This is a genomic window from Thermosporothrix sp. COM3 (assembly GCF_059696735.1).
In genome coordinates this window covers 3,927,403-3,941,491 of sequence record NZ_AP019376.1, presented here as the reverse complement: position 1 = coordinate 3,941,491, position 14,089 = coordinate 3,927,403, and the positions used below count along the sequence as shown (strand labels likewise).

Here is a 14,089-nt window from a genome sequence, read left to right as displayed (position 1 = left end):
ATGTCTTTGCGTGAACGTGCGCGGCTTCTGGTGGCGGGTGGTCTCTATTATAGCGGGTTGATCGCGCTGGCTCGTTTCCGAAAGCGGCGGCAGTTGATCATCCTGAACTATCATCGGGCTGCCGGTAAGAACCTGCGGCACCAGATGCGCTATCTGAGCCGCCATTATCGCGTGCTCCATCTTGAGGAGGCGCTGGAAGAGTTATACACATATAAACCCGTTACTGATCGGCGTCCGCCTATTGTGCTGACATTTGATGATGGCTATCTGGATAATTATACCTGCGCCTTGAAGCTTGCCCGGCAGTTCCAGATCCCCATCACGGTCTTTCTGATCCCTGGCTATACCGAGAGCGGGCGTTATTTCTGGTGGCTCGCCGGTGACTATCTGGCACGTCATACGAAGGTCGAGAAGGTGACTCTGGGCGGGAAAACGTATCAACTGGCGCAAGCCGGGGAGCGAGCCGCCCTTGCACGGGCCATTGATCAGCAAGTGCGTGAGGCTACCTCGGTGGCGGAACGTGAAACCTTCTTGAAGCAGATCCAGCAGGAGCTTGAGGTACGCTTACCGGTGCGCTCGCGTGAGGGCACAACCGAGCCAGCGTTACCCATTACCTGGGATGAGGCACGCGAAATGGAGCGCACCGGGCTGGTTTCCTTTGGGGCTCATACGATGTGGCACCCCGTTCTGAGCCGCCTGAGCGATCCGGCAGAGCTTCAATATGAGGTGACGGAGTCGCGCCGGGTGCTTGAAGAGAAACTCGGGCATCCGGTACGAACTTTCGCCTATCCAATCGGAAAGGATGAACACTTTGGTGAGGCGGGCATGAAGGCGGTCAGGAAGGCTGGATTCTCGTGGGCAGTTACGACCGTAGAAGAGGTCAACACGCCGAACAGTGATCCTCTGCTCCTTGCTCGCTTGCCAGGAGATCTGGAACAGCCCTGGCTGATTCTGGCCGCTGAGCTGGTTGGCTTACTGGGCATAGTATCACGTATCAAGAAAAGATTGAAACATGGGAACACATCTCGATAATCTGCTGAAGCCAGAAGCGCGGCGTACCACTTTCTATGATGCGCTGGTTCTGGATGCGAAATTGCGCCAATCACTGGTGACGATGCGCTCCCTGGGAAGCCGTGGCTTGACGATTGCCGCGTTGGAGGTTGCCGATGTGCTACAACAGTCAAAGCATGTGCCTGCCTTTGCATCTCGCTGGTGTCGGCGGGCTTATGTTGCGCCCTCCTATCTGCAACAGACCGACGCCTTCCTTGACTATCTGCTGCACATTCTGGACCATACTGGCGCTCAGGTCGTGATCCCGTCCGCCGATGGAACGCTTGAAGTGTTACGGGCGCATCGCGAGACGGTAGCGCGGAGGGCACAGCTTGCCCTGGCGAAAGAAGAGGCTCTGGCCGTTGCGACCGATAAAGAAAAAACGCTGGATATAGCATCCCGACTCGGCATCGGGATTCCCCGGGGGGTATCTGTTCAGCATGTAGATGAGGTTCCTGAGGCGGTGCGTACGGTTGGCCTGCCCGCAGTGGTGAAGCCGGTGGAATCCTGGCTCTGGGGCAAGGGACGTGGTGTGCGGGTCATCAGCCAATTGGTCACAACACATGATGAGGCACGGGAGGCTGTCGAAGAGCTGACACAGCATGGAGGCAGTACCCTCTTTCAACAATTTTTGGATGGAAGACGAGAAGCAATCAGCCTGTTCTACGCTGATGGTACGATGTACGCACGTTTCGCCCAGTGGGCCAAACGAACCCAACCGCCCCTGGGGGGAACCTCGGTCTATCGCCAGAGCATCGCGCTACCCGAGGATATTACCGGGCAAGCGGAGCGGCTGGTGCGTGCAATAGAACTGGAAGGCTATAGTGAGGTTGAGTTCAGGCGTGACAGTGCAGGTCGTCCCTATTTAATGGAAATCAATCCTCGGTTGTCTGCCTCCATTGAAGTCGCGGTCCGTGCGGGCGTTGATTTCCCCTATCTGCTCTATCAGTGGGCTCGTGGGGAGAAGCTTGAGCGGGTGACGTCCTATCAAACGGGCGGCTGGATGCGCTTTCTTGAAGGCGATATTTTGACGACGGCGCAGGCGCTTGCACAAAGAGGACGACCGGGTGTGGCCCCTCCGGCGCAATCTCTACTGGACTTCATTGCGGCCTTCTTTACACCCGCTGCCTATGATTATCTAGATAAGGATGATATACGTCCTCTCTGGACTGCAACGCGTGATTTTCTGCACCGTGGCGTCCAGCGAGTGATAAGGGGCCCATCTTCCAGGAGGAATATGCAGTGAACGTGTCTTTGGATGTGAATACTGTTCAGGGGAGAACTGCCCTGGCTTCTTATGATGTTGTTGTCCTCGGTGCTGGCCCATATGGCCTTTCTGCTACCGCCCATATGCGTGCGCGAGGGTTGAATGTCGCTGTCTTTGGCAAGCCTATCGGTTTCTGGCGTGAGCATATGCCAAAGGGGATGCAGCTTCGCTCGTATTGGTGGGCAACCAATCTCTCAGACCCGGAAGGTCGCTATCAACTCAAAGACTATTTCCTGCTCAAGGGGAAGCGGGAGCCGGAGATCCTGCCTATTCAAGATTTCGTGGATTACTCGCTCTGGTTTCAGCAGAACGTCGTGCCAGATGTTGATGAGACGCTGATTCAGCGGATCTCAAAAGTGGGGAGCCTCTTCAAGGTGCAGCTTGAGGATGGGCGCGTGCTCTTTGCCCGGGCAGTCGTGATGGCTCCCGGACTTCAGTACTTTGTCTATTATCCAAAAGAGTATCAGGGCTTGCCGTCGTCTCTGGTCTCGCACAGTGCTGATCACCATGATATGGCTGAGTTCAAAGGGAAGAGGGTCATTGTTGTGGGGCGTGGTCAGGGGGCGCTGGAAACGGCGGCCTTATTAAACGAGAATGGGGCAACGGTCCAGTTGCTGGCACGCCGATCAGTACACTGGATCTCTGGTACCGGTCACAGCAGCTTGCCACCTGTGCTGCGTCAATTGCGCGCACCAGATTCCGCGCTTGGTGGTGGTTGGCTCAATGTCTTTCTGGAGAAGTTGCCCTATAGCTTGCAGCGTTTCCCACGCGATATTGTCGATTATATTGTTGATACCAAGCATGGCCCGAAGGGGGCTCCCTGGCTGAAGCCCCGCATTCTGGGAAAAGTGGAGATGCTTGAGCATCAATATGTCGATGCGGTTGAGCCACTTGGCGAGACGGTTCGCGTGCAGCTTGCCAGTGGCCGGCAGCTTGAGGCAGATCATATTTTACTGGGAACCGGATACAAAACCAATCTCAAGCGTCTGACAATGCTGGCTCCTGAGCTGCTGCAAGAGATCCATACGTATCAGGGGGCTCCTGTGCTCAATCCCTGGTTCGAGAGCAGTGTGACCGGGCTGTACTTTATCGGCTTTTCATCGGTAAGAAGCTTCGGGCCGCTTTATCGCTTCGTCCTGGGTGCTGACGCTGCGGCCCGTCGTCTTGCTGTTGCAGTTCCGCGTTATGTTCGTGCCTTGTAGTCAAGGGCGCTTCAATGGATGATGTGCTCACGCCAGAACAATTGCTAAAGGAATAGAAACGCTATGCGCCGACGTATTCTCGTTTTTATCGCAGCTTGTATGTACTATAGTGGTCTGGTTGCGCTGGCCCGTTCGCTGAAGAGACGGGACAAAAAGCGTGTCGTGGTGCTGAATTATCATCGTGCCAGTGGCGGTCATTTGCGCCGTCACTGGCTCTATCTTCAGCGTCATTATCGGATCGTGCCACTTGAAGAGGCGCTGGATGAGGTGTATGCGCCCGATGCGCAATTGAACGGAGATCCACGTTCTCCGGTTGTAGTCACTTTTGATGATGGCTACCGCGATAATTATACCTATGCTTTCCCGCTGGCCTCTCAATTGCGTGTCCCGTTCACGATCTATCTGATTCCTGACTATATCGACAGTGGTGATTATTTCTGGTGGGACGAGGGAAAACGGCTGGTACAGCGGGCTCGTGTGTCGAAGGTGCAGCTTGAGGGGAAGGTCTATCGCCTCAGCGAGTCGCAGGAGGTGGATGAGCTGTCGCACCTGATTGATCAGCGGCTGCGCTTTGCACCGTCAGTGGCAGAGCGAGAACGCTTTCTGACAATGGTGCGTGAAGCTTTGCAGGCACCATCTGAGGTGCTTCCGGCGGAAGAACCGGGAATGCCGCTCACCTGGGATGAGGTTCGGGAGATGGATGCAAGTCAGCTTGTCTCTTTCGGAGCACATACCTTGCATCATCCGGTGTTGAGCGCGCTGACTGACCCCGCAGAAGTGCGACGTGAGATTGTCGATTGTAAGCGTGTGCTGGAAGAGCGCCTCGGGCACCCGGTCCGCTCGTTTGCCTATCCTATCGGGCAGATGCAGCATATCAGTCCCGAGGTGGTGGAGGCAGTACGTGAGGCGGGCTATTCCTGGGCCCTGACAACACGTTATGGCGACAACACACCGGAGGCTGATCCGCTGCTGCTTCATCGGGTGGAGGCTGATATTGATCAGCACTGGCTGGTCGTTGCGGCTGAGGTCGCCGGGCTCTGGGGCTTCTTCTCACGCCTGCGCTGGATCCCGTTTATCCGCAATCGCTTTACAAATTCGAGGTAAGCGCCAATGACCGAATCGAGCTTTTTTGTGCATCCGCTGGCCGAGGTAGAAGAGCATGTACAGATCGGTGACAAAACGCGGATCTGGCGGCATGCTCATATCCGCTCGTATGCGTCGATTGGCGCGGAATGTAATATCGGCAAGGGCGTGTATGTGGAGACGCATGTGCGTATCGGCTCACGCGTCAAAATCCAGAACAATGCTTCACTATTTGAGGGTGTCTCTATCGAGGATGGCGTCTTTATCGGACCCCACGTCTGCTTTACCAATGATATGTATCCTCGTGCGATTACGCCGGATGGGCGTCTGAAGGGGGCAGAGGATTGGGAGGTGACTCCAACATTAGTGAAGTATGGGGCTTCGATTGGCGCGGGCGCGGTGATCGTGTGTGGCGTGACCATCGGGGAATTCGCGTTGATCGGTGCGGGCTCTGTTGTGACGCGTGATGTGCCGCCGCATACGCTGGTTCTGGGGAACCCTGCGCGGCCTCGTGGCTACGTTTGTCGCTGTGCGCGCCCTTTACGCGAGATCCGCGAGAGTGAGGCGGGGCGCATCGGGCACTGTGAGCGCTGTGGTGATATCACTTTTTAAGGAAACGACCAGATTGCAGGATACACGATACGCTAAAAGTCGTGTAGAACCCAGAATTTCTTGACACTCTTCTTGCTTCTCGGTATCATAGTTCCACAAGAAGAAGTTTATATGCGTGTTTTTGCGCGTTGGTGCATAGAAAGTGGATGGTGTTGTGCCGCAATCTGGTCTTCCAGGCTCCTTGTGGCAGGGACCTTTGCGTGATCTTGCGCTGATCGTCTATCAGGTCAGGCGGGTTCGGGCATTTGGTCGGCTCACAATTCGCAATACAGAGCGCCTGAGTATCTCTCATCTCTATTTCCGGGCCGGAAAACTGGTGCATTGCATCGGTAATCGTGGCGACATTCGTTCGACGCTGCAAGAGTTACAGGCGTGGACGCAGGGGATGGTGCGCTTTGAACGCGGCGCGATCACCCGAGATGTGACGCTGAACGAGACACATGAGCGCCTGTTTGAAGAGACACTACAGCGCCTTCACCGTAGCGGCGTTATCCAGATGCCGACCGTACCTTGTGTGGTGGAGGGCACCGCGGTGACGGTCAGCGAGACGCAAGCGCTGCTTACACCGCTTGAGTGGCGCATATTGATCGAAGGGACACGGCGCGTTGCTCTTGTCATTGCGCGTCTGGTCGGCTCTCAAGAGGCACTGGCGGTACTCCGCGATATTCTTGACGATCTTTCTACTGCTTTTCCTCTCTTCGCTCATTTGCAGTTCTCTCCTGCCGGTTATCTTCAGCTCGCCGATCAGACATTGCTGGATCGCTACCCGCGTAATGAGCTGCTAGAAGGCTTCTCCGCTTTGATTGAGACCTGCTTCTATTTTTGTGCTCCGCTGGTTGGTGAAAGGGAGGCGCATACATTGACCATGCAGGCCCTGCACGAGCTCGCTCCAGCGCTCAGCGGGCTTGGGGTGTTGCGCATAGAACGTCCGCTCCTCTCTCAGGGATAACCTGTCGTATATATGGAATTACGTATATGGATGTATGAATTTTGCCTCTTAAAGGTATATATATATTGAAACATGCTTTTGCAGGAAGTATAATCAAAAAGAGAAAACAGTGGCTTGTAAAAGACGTGGTAAGGTTGGCTGATATGAACATTTCTCCAGATAGGTCACTCGCTACAATTCTGACTACAAACTTTTTCGCTGATGTGGTGCTGGCTCTGGGCTATATCCAGAGTCGTCGTGCATCGGGACGCCTGGCGTTGCGCAATGGTGAGCGGTTTGGCGTGGCTCATCTCTACTTTAAGGAGGCTCGCCTTGTGCATGTCACAGGTGACAAACGTGCTTCGGTAGAGGTATTGCAGGACCTTCTTTGCTGGAAGAAGGGCTCAGTGCGTTTTGATAGCGCTGTTATCTGTGAGTGTGATGATGTTTCGTGGCAGCAGGCGGAAGTGTTCGCGCACTGGTTAGCGCTGCTGGAAATGCGGGCCGTTGTTCAGGGTATGCCACGTCATGCTGTGCACAGAATATTGATGCACCTCCTTATTGTGCTCCCGAGGCGACCGATTGATCTTCCAGTACACGCCCGAGAACGCGAAACAGAACGGCTTCGGGCGCTCCCTCAGCTCCAGGACACGTCCCCGACTCTTCCATTTCTACCGTTGCAGCAGGCATTCCGACGGGCGACAGAGTTTGCTCAGGAGACAGCTCGACTGGCCGTTATCCGCACCGAGAAATTGCTACAGGAGCGCTTTAAAGATCGCCCGGAATAAAAAAGCGAGGAGAGCCGGACGCCTGCTCTCCTCACCTTCGAGACCAGTGGAGGAACACATGTTGTTATTCTTCAATGATTGGTCTGCTCCACTTGGAGAGTATTCGAGCTTGCTGGCGGTAGCGCCGCAGCAATTGACGCTGGCGTTGCGTTGCTGCCCAGCATAAAAGCATACCGATAAGTAATCCCATCAGAAAGATAGTGACTGCGCTCATACCGTTCTTGCTCCTCTCTGCCTGTTCAAATGTTTCCCGGATAATGTATCTTGTTTTACTGTTCTTCATATAAGTAAAGACGTGATTCAAAAGAGAAATTGAAAAAGAAAAGTTGCTCTTATGAAACAGGAAATAGGGCTGATACAGCTTTAGAAGAGGAATGAGAGGGAATCAAAAGAGCTCAAAAATTCCCTGTATTGTCGAATAGCTATCGATCAATACAGGGAGTTTGTAGGAAATAGTGTTATGATCGCTTCAATGAGGGGCGCCGAAGCGAGAAAGGTGCAAGCTCTTCCGGAGTGCTTCCATGCTGTACTGCTTGTGCCAGTAACTGCCCGACGCGAATCCCGAAAGGCATGCCATGCCCGCAAAAACCACAGCCTGTCCAGACAGTGGACATCTCGGGAACCTGATCGATAATCGGCAGGTAATCTGGTGTGAATGCCATCAGTCCGGCCCAACGACGCTGTACCTGAAGCCCTTGTAGCCGCGGGAAGAGACGCGGGAAGACCTGCTCAAGTGCCTGTTGTACTTCCGCTGTTGGCTGTTGAATGGTGACGCCTTTATCCTGCTCTGGCGCGACCTCGCGGCATCCGCCAAGCAGAAGAGAGCCATCGATTGTCTGTTGCCAGTACTCGCCGGTTGCGGTGACCCCTGCTCCCAGACCGGTATGGAAGACAGGCTCTCTCGGTGCGTAAGAAAGTGCCTGGCCCCGTACTGGCACGACCAGCCCACGCAAGGCGGGCAGCAAATTCGCTGTCCATGCATTGGTGGCGATAATGGCAGCTCTGGCCTCAAGAGTGCCATGCTCAGTATCGAGACGAACGGTATTCCCGCTTGCTTGCACCTGCCTGACTGTGGCCTGATAGAGCCGAGCGCCGTGGCGTTGTGCTGCCTGAGCGAGCCCCTGGACCAGTCGTCCCGAGTGGATCAGCCCGGCCTCAGCATAGAGCTCGCCGCCGACGATCTCCGGGCCAAGTTCCGTCGCGATATATTCCTGCAATCCCTGGCGGTCCAGCAGGTGAATCCTCATGCCCTCGGCCTGAAGTGCGGCAACGTTACGGGCCATATGCTCTCTCTGACTCTCGTTCAGCGCCAGTGAGATGATTCCGGGCTCGCGATACTGGCAGTCCAATTGCTCCTCTTCAAGGATTTGACGCAGCAAGCGCTGATTCTCCCGCGTCAGGTGGAGGATAGCAAGCGCAGTCTGGTGCCCGAGTAGTTCGTTTTCTGCCAGGAAACCGAGGGCTGAGTGATATGAAATAAAGCCGCCGTTGCGTCCAGTGGCTCCATAGGCGACGGCGCTTTGTTCAAGGAGGACTGGATGTAAGCCTGCTCTTGCAAGCCAGTAGGCGGCGGAGCATCCCAGGACGCCCCCGCCGACAACGACGACATCTGCGATTGTGGGTGGTGTCGTCTCTAATGGATAGGCGGCAAGTGTGCTTTGCCAGTAGGAAACAGAGCTCCTTTCAGGTTCCTTTTGCACGCTGTTCCGTCTCCTTACGTTCTATGACGCTTTTCCCTGCTTTCGCCAGTAGCGCATATATCCCTGAACTGTCATTGGATAGTTGGTTGCCAGATCATAGCGTCGTACCATTGTGGGATCATCGGTCAGCCGCTCCAGTTCTGGTTGTGTACTGGCAATCAGGTACTCGGTGATCTGGGCCTCATCCTTCCCCTCGCGCATTGCCTGTAGAACGAGCTCGCCCCAGCTATATAGCCTCTCGCGTAGTTGATCGAGATGGGCGACTGGCTCCTTGCTTGGTCCGAAGTGAGCAAGATAGAGCACATCGGGGTGGAGCTGTTTCATCATGGTAATGGTGTGAGTCCAGACTTCGAGGTCAAGGTCCGGTGGGGGCGTCGGTGGCCGATTATAATTGATGCCCGGCAAACGCACGCCAGCGGCGTCACCAGTAAACATCTCGCCTGAATGCACATCGAAAAAGATGACATGGTGTGAGGCATGCCCTGGTGCATAATGGACTTCAAGCCTGCGATCAGCAAGCGTCAGCACATCGCCGTGGTCAATTGCCTGAACCTGATCCTCTGGCACCGGTTCAACCGTGCCCCAGAGCTCGTTCATTCGGTCGCCATAGATGCGAGTCGCGCTGGTAAGCAGTTTAGCGGGATCAACCAGATGGGGCGCTCCTTTGCTGTGGGTCAGGACCGTCGCATGAGGCATTTGCTGAAGCAGCGTTCCTGCTCCGCCCGCATGATCCAGATGGATATGTGTTGCAAGGATGTGGGTTACATCCTTTGCCTGGAAGCCAAGCTCTTCGAGTCCCTCTATCAGGGCTGCCGCGGTTGTTTGTGGGCCGGGGTCGATCAGGACGAGCTGATCTGACCCGGCAAGCACATAACAACCCAGCACGCCATGTTCACCCTGGAACGGAAGAGAGATGTGCCAGAGCTTATGGCTGAGTTGAGTAACCGTCGTCACGGACTCCTCTTTCTTACTTTTTGGTTGAAATGGCCTTCGCTTGTGTGAAGAGTAACAGGTAATCCGGGCCGCCCGCTTTGGAGTCGGTACCGGACATATTGAAGCCGCCAAACGGATGGACGCCGACCAGTGCTCCGGTGCACTTGCGGTTGAAGTAGAGGTTCCCAACGTGGAACTCTTCCTTCGCCTGCTCAATGCGCTCTTGATCCTGAGTGTAGAGCGAGCCGGTCAGGCCATACTCGGTGCTGTTGGCAATGTCGATCGCATCAGCGAAATCTTTCGCTTTAATGAAGGCAAGGACAGGGCCGAAGATCTCTTCCTGTGCGATGCGTGCGTTGCGGTCAACATCGGCGATGATGGTTGGCTCGATGAAGTAGCCAGGGCCCTTCTCTCCGCCACCGAGAACAAGGCGTCCTTCTTTCTTGCCAATCTCGATGTATTCGAGAATCTTCTTCTTGGCTTTCTCGTCGATGACGGCACCCAGATTGACGGTCGGATCCTGCGTGACATCGCCCACGGTGAGCTTTTTGGCGCGCTCAAGCACTTTCTCAAGTACCTGATCGTAGACCTGCTCGACGACGATGGCGCGGGAACCGGCGGAGCACTTCTGCCCCTGGAAGCCAAACGCGGAAGAGACAATACCATCCGCGGCGGCATCAAGATCGGCGGTCTCATCGACGACAACCGCATCTTTACCGCCCATTTCCAGCACACTGCGCTTAAGCCAGATCTGACCCTGTGCCACTTTTGCGGCGCGCTCATAGATGCGCTCGCCAACCTCGCGGGAGCCGGTGAAGGACACGAAACGGGTGCGTGGATCATCAACCAGCGTGTCGCCAATGGCTGCACCCGAGCCGGTCAGGTAGTTGATCACGCCTGCTGGTAGGCCGATTTCTTCAAACACACGGACGAACTGGTAGGCTATCGCCGGGGCGGTGCTGGCTGGCTTCAGTACAACCGTGTTGCCTGCAACGATCGCGGCGGAGGTCATACCGAGAGCGATTGCACACGGGAAGTTCCAGGGTGGAATCACTGCGCCAACGCCGAGCGGAATATAGACAAGCTCGTTGTCCTCTCCGGGTGTGGTTGGAAGATCCTGGGGTGCGGCCAGTTTGAGCATCTGGCGGGCATAGTATTCGAGGAAGTCGATCGCCTCGGCGGTGTCGGCATCGGCCTCAACCCAGGTCTTGCTGACCTCGTAGATCATCCAGGCGTTAAAGTAGAACTTGCGCTCGCGGATGATGTCGGCTGCTTTGAAGAGATAGGCTGCGCGTTCCGTGGCAGGCACTTTCTTCCACGTTTTGAAGGCTTCGGCTGCGACTCCTACGGCTTCCTTTGCCTGTTCAGCGGTACCCTTGATAAAATAGCCGAGGACCTGATCCGGGTTTGCAGGGTTAATTGAAGCGAAGGTTTCGCCTTCGGTGATTTTTTTGTCGCCAATGATAAGCGGATATTTCTGCCCCAGTTCGCTCTTCACCTGCGCGAGAGCGGCTTCCTGGGCGCGGCGATTCTCTTCTTTACTGAAATCGGTAAGTGGCTCATTCTTGAAAGGGGTTTGAGCACGTGTCTGTACGTCTTCCATTACCTGTGACATGTAGATATCTCCTTATGAAACACTTCATCGTGTTTGAATGATTGGACAGCTTTATTGTATCTCAAAATGGTGGGCAATTGGTAGGACTGCTTGTCCTTGAGATGTTGACGTAAAAGAGAAAAGAACCCTGTTTAACGCATAAACGGTAGCAGATTTCCTGCCCAGGCGTCCTCGATCCGCTGTAGGTGGTGTTCCATAATATCGAGGTGAGCAAGCTCTTCTCGGCTGAAATAGGCCAGTTCGAGTGTTTCAGTGCCGCTTGTCAGTGTGCCTGCAATAGGGCGTGCCTCAAAGCAGAAGTGCACTGTCTGATAGCGATTCCCGTCGGCATACTGCAAAATCATGTCCGGGTTGGAATAGACGCCTATGAGCTTACCGACCTGAACATGCAGCCCGGTTTCTTCCAGCACCTCACGGGCACATGCCTCTGTCACGCTTTCTCCGGCATCCATGTGTCCACCGGGCAGGCTCCAGCGCCCGTTGTCATCCCGACGCATCAGGAGAAGCTTTTGTCGGTCCTCATCGAAAATTACAGCCGAGCAACTGACGGAGAGTCGGGCCGTTTTGCCGATGCGTTCTCCATAGACCACTTTCATAGATACACGATCCTTTTGTTGATGGGGTTGCAGAGATGGGGCGCTGCCCATCCCTGCCTGTTTATGCCGGTCGGAGAAGCTTCAGGGTCTCGACGGTTCGAGCTTCCAGATCGAGTACCCGAATAGCATGGTTGTTGGTATCGGCGACATAGAGCTTTTGCCCATATGCGGCCAGTCCTGCGGGCTCGTTGAACTGGGCCTCATCAAAGCTGCCATCGCGGTACCCGGCCTGACCATCTCCGGCCAGCGTTTTGACCTCACGGGTGAGCGGATCAAGCACTTTTATCTTATTATTATAGGTATCGGCCAGATAGACGCGGCCTTGAGAGGCACAGACAGCCTGCACATGCTGTAATTGTGCGTTATCACCTGTACCATCGACGTCGCCGAAATCAAACAGCCCCGTCCCGACCAGCGTGGTGACGCGGCGCTTGCCATCGAGCTCGACTGCACGCACGGCGCTGGTTTCGCTATCCGCGACATAGAGGATGTTGTTCTCGATCGAGAGCCCGTAGGGTTGCGCGAACCAGGCCTCGTCATAACTGCCATCGCGCAGGCCTTCCGGTCCAGCTCCGGCGAAAATGCGAATCTCGTTGTATTGTAGATGCACCATGTAAAGCGCATGGACGCCGGCCATAGCGATATAGAGCCGCTCATTCTGGTAGGCAAGATCCCAGGGCGAGCTGAGCGCGACCTGTAGCGGCTCTCCCGAGGTTGCCGTTCTGGCGATGCCGTATTGCTGTCCTGTTCCGGCAATGGTTTCAACCCGTTGTGTTTCCAGGTTTACCCGCCGAATCAGGTGGTTTTCGGTATCGGCGACGTAGAGTGTGTTGCCTGTGAGGGTCACCCCTTGTGGACGGTTGAATTCTGCCTGCTCTGCCGGCCCGTCGGCTCTGCCCTCTTTGCCTGTCCCGATAATCTGGCGAACAGTACCGTTTAGATCAGCCTCGATCAGCCGGTGATGTGCGGTATCACTGATAACGATGCGTTGTCCATCAACGGCCACTTTGCCCGGGAAGGCAAGAAACGATTCCGGTGCTGTTTCGCGGGCAAAACGCAACGGCTGATGGGTCAGTAAGCCTTCGGCATCGAAATCGTCGATCATGCGCTGTATCAGTTGTTTGCCCTGTTCTGGCGCAATCTCGCCCTCGTGCTTGCCGATAACCCGGTTCTCAGGGTCCAGAAACATCAGCGTGGGCCATGCCCGCACTGCGTACTGTTGCCAGAGGTTCATCTGGCGGTCGTTGACAACGGGATGGGTGATCCCATAGCGTAGCACGGCTTCGCGTACGCTTTCAGTGAATTGCTCCCGTGGAAATTTGGGGGAGTGAATGCTGATAACCGTCAGCGTATCTGGGAAGGCGGTTTCGAGCTCTCGCAACTGCGAAAGCATATGTACACAGTTGATTCAACAAAATGTCCAGAAGTGAAGAATAACGATATGCCCACGAAGTTCCTGCAAACGCAAAGGATGGTCGCTGTTGATCCAATCCAGACCAGCAGGGAACTCTGGTGCTCTCACTTCTCCTCGGTAACGTCCCAAAAGTCACCTCTCTTTCATCCAGGCTGCTAACAACAACGGATGTTTCTATTATGACACGTCTGACCAGTCAATTTCCCATTCCAGTGGCATAGGCCCGCCAACCGGCTTCAGGATATACTCTGCAAGTCGGCGCAGGGCCGCTACGCGCTCCAGGAGGGGACCACTTGTGAGGGCGGTTCTGGCCTCTCGGGCTGCGGTCTCATCCCATCGGGCAAGCTCCTGTAACAGCCGCTTCGGTTTATCCCACCAGCGATGCTGGAGCTGAAAATGAACCTGTATCAGCCACTGGCAGAGAGAACTGATCAGAAGCGTGGCGGTAGCCTCATCATCCGCCACATCCTCGATATCACGCAGGGTATCGGCAACTGCGTAGCGAATAGACCAGAGATGCTGTAGCTCTGGTGGCCCTGCTTCCCAGACCTGCCGTGCTTCCTCCTGGAGTTCTGCAAGCACACCCTGTGGATCATAGAGAATGTGCCCGAATGCGAACATATGTGGATTGACAGGACTGCCATTATGAATCTCACGTTGCAACTGGTTCGCTGGATTAATAAACATCTCTATTTCGTGCCCATCAAGCAAGAAGTTGTGGCGTTTGCGGCGTGGCTGTCGGATGACAACATGCACATCGAGATCGCTGTTCGGGCCGGGTGTACTATGGATCCGGGAGCCGGTAAGCAGGACACCTTCCAGATCGTCGCCAAATTCCTGCTGTAGGCGCTCAAGAAGCCGCTGGTAGAGTGATTGCATCGTTGTGTAAACTCCCCTATAG

14 protein-coding genes are annotated in these 14,089 nt (G+C 55.1%); 7 read left to right on the top strand and 7 right to left on the bottom strand.

Annotation, left to right across the window (positions count from 1 at the left end):
• The 7 genes from KTH_RS16705 to KTH_RS16675 all read left to right on the top strand — a co-directional run bounded on the left by KTH_RS16705 (position 1) and on the right by KTH_RS16675 (position 6,930).
• A complete protein-coding gene (locus tag KTH_RS16705; RefSeq protein ID WP_497620077.1) occupies positions 1-1,032 on the top strand; it encodes a polysaccharide deacetylase family protein in 1,032 nt (343 codons plus the stop codon).
• Entirely contained in the window at positions 1,013-2,296 is a 1,284-nt protein-coding gene (locus KTH_RS16700; RefSeq protein WP_497620075.1) for a carboxylate--amine ligase, read from the top strand. Before KTH_RS16705 ends, KTH_RS16700 begins: the two co-directional genes overlap by 20 nt.
• Positions 2,293-3,519, top strand: a complete 1,227-nt coding sequence (locus KTH_RS16695) for an NAD(P)-binding domain-containing protein (protein WP_497620073.1) — start codon at positions 2,293-2,295, stop codon at positions 3,517-3,519. The genes KTH_RS16700 and KTH_RS16695 overlap by 4 nt, the downstream gene beginning before the upstream one ends.
• 63 nt (positions 3,520-3,582) lie before the next feature.
• The gene (locus tag KTH_RS16690) at positions 3,583-4,623 is read left to right on the top strand and encodes a polysaccharide deacetylase family protein (RefSeq protein WP_497620072.1); all 1,041 of its coding nucleotides are present in this window, start codon (positions 3,583-3,585) and stop codon (positions 4,621-4,623) included.
• Positions 4,624-4,629: 6 nt separating this feature from the next.
• The gene (locus tag KTH_RS16685; protein WP_111318119.1) at positions 4,630-5,214 is read left to right on the top strand and encodes an acyltransferase; all 585 of its coding nucleotides are present in this window, start codon (positions 4,630-4,632) and stop codon (positions 5,212-5,214) included.
• Between the two features lie 154 nt (positions 5,215-5,368).
• Positions 5,369-6,163: a hypothetical protein gene (locus KTH_RS16680; RefSeq protein WP_497620069.1), complete on the top strand. Its 795-nt coding sequence runs from the start codon at positions 5,369-5,371 to the stop codon at positions 6,161-6,163.
• 143 nt (positions 6,164-6,306) lie between these two features.
• Positions 6,307-6,930: a DUF4388 domain-containing protein gene (locus KTH_RS16675; protein WP_497620067.1), complete on the top strand. Its 624-nt coding sequence runs from the start codon at positions 6,307-6,309 to the stop codon at positions 6,928-6,930.
• A gap of 64 nt (positions 6,931-6,994) precedes the next feature.
• Here the strand turns inward: KTH_RS16675 and KTH_RS16670 are convergent, their stop codons facing one another.
• The 7 genes from KTH_RS16670 to KTH_RS16640 form a co-directional block, all read right to left on the bottom strand.
• Complete coding sequence (locus tag KTH_RS16670; protein ID WP_170142277.1) at positions 6,995-7,144, bottom strand: hypothetical protein; 150 nt, start codon at positions 7,142-7,144, stop codon at positions 6,995-6,997.
• Positions 7,145-7,388: 244 nt separating this feature from the next.
• The gene (locus KTH_RS16665) at positions 7,389-8,630 is read right to left on the bottom strand and encodes an NAD(P)/FAD-dependent oxidoreductase (RefSeq protein ID WP_497620064.1); all 1,242 of its coding nucleotides are present in this window, start codon (positions 8,628-8,630) and stop codon (positions 7,389-7,391) included.
• A 21-nt stretch (positions 8,631-8,651) separates the two neighbouring features.
• Complete coding sequence (locus KTH_RS16660) at positions 8,652-9,584, bottom strand: MBL fold metallo-hydrolase (RefSeq protein ID WP_497620062.1); 933 nt, start codon at positions 9,582-9,584, stop codon at positions 8,652-8,654.
• Positions 9,585-9,597: 13 nt separating this feature from the next.
• The gene (gene pruA / locus KTH_RS16655; protein ID WP_497620060.1) at positions 9,598-11,178 is read right to left on the bottom strand and encodes an L-glutamate gamma-semialdehyde dehydrogenase; all 1,581 of its coding nucleotides are present in this window, start codon (positions 11,176-11,178) and stop codon (positions 9,598-9,600) included.
• 131 nt (positions 11,179-11,309) lie between these two features.
• Positions 11,310-11,774, bottom strand: a complete 465-nt coding sequence (locus tag KTH_RS16650) for an NUDIX domain-containing protein (protein ID WP_497620058.1) — start codon at positions 11,772-11,774, stop codon at positions 11,310-11,312.
• A gap of 61 nt (positions 11,775-11,835) precedes the next feature.
• On the bottom strand, positions 11,836-13,167 hold the full coding sequence (locus KTH_RS16645; protein WP_497620056.1) for an NHL domain-containing thioredoxin family protein: 1,332 nt from the start codon (positions 13,165-13,167) through the stop codon (positions 11,836-11,838).
• A gap of 198 nt (positions 13,168-13,365) precedes the next feature.
• On the bottom strand, positions 13,366-14,067 hold the full coding sequence (locus tag KTH_RS16640; protein WP_111318098.1) for a nucleotidyltransferase domain-containing protein: 702 nt from the start codon (positions 14,065-14,067) through the stop codon (positions 13,366-13,368).
• Positions 14,068-14,089 lie beyond the last annotated feature (22 nt).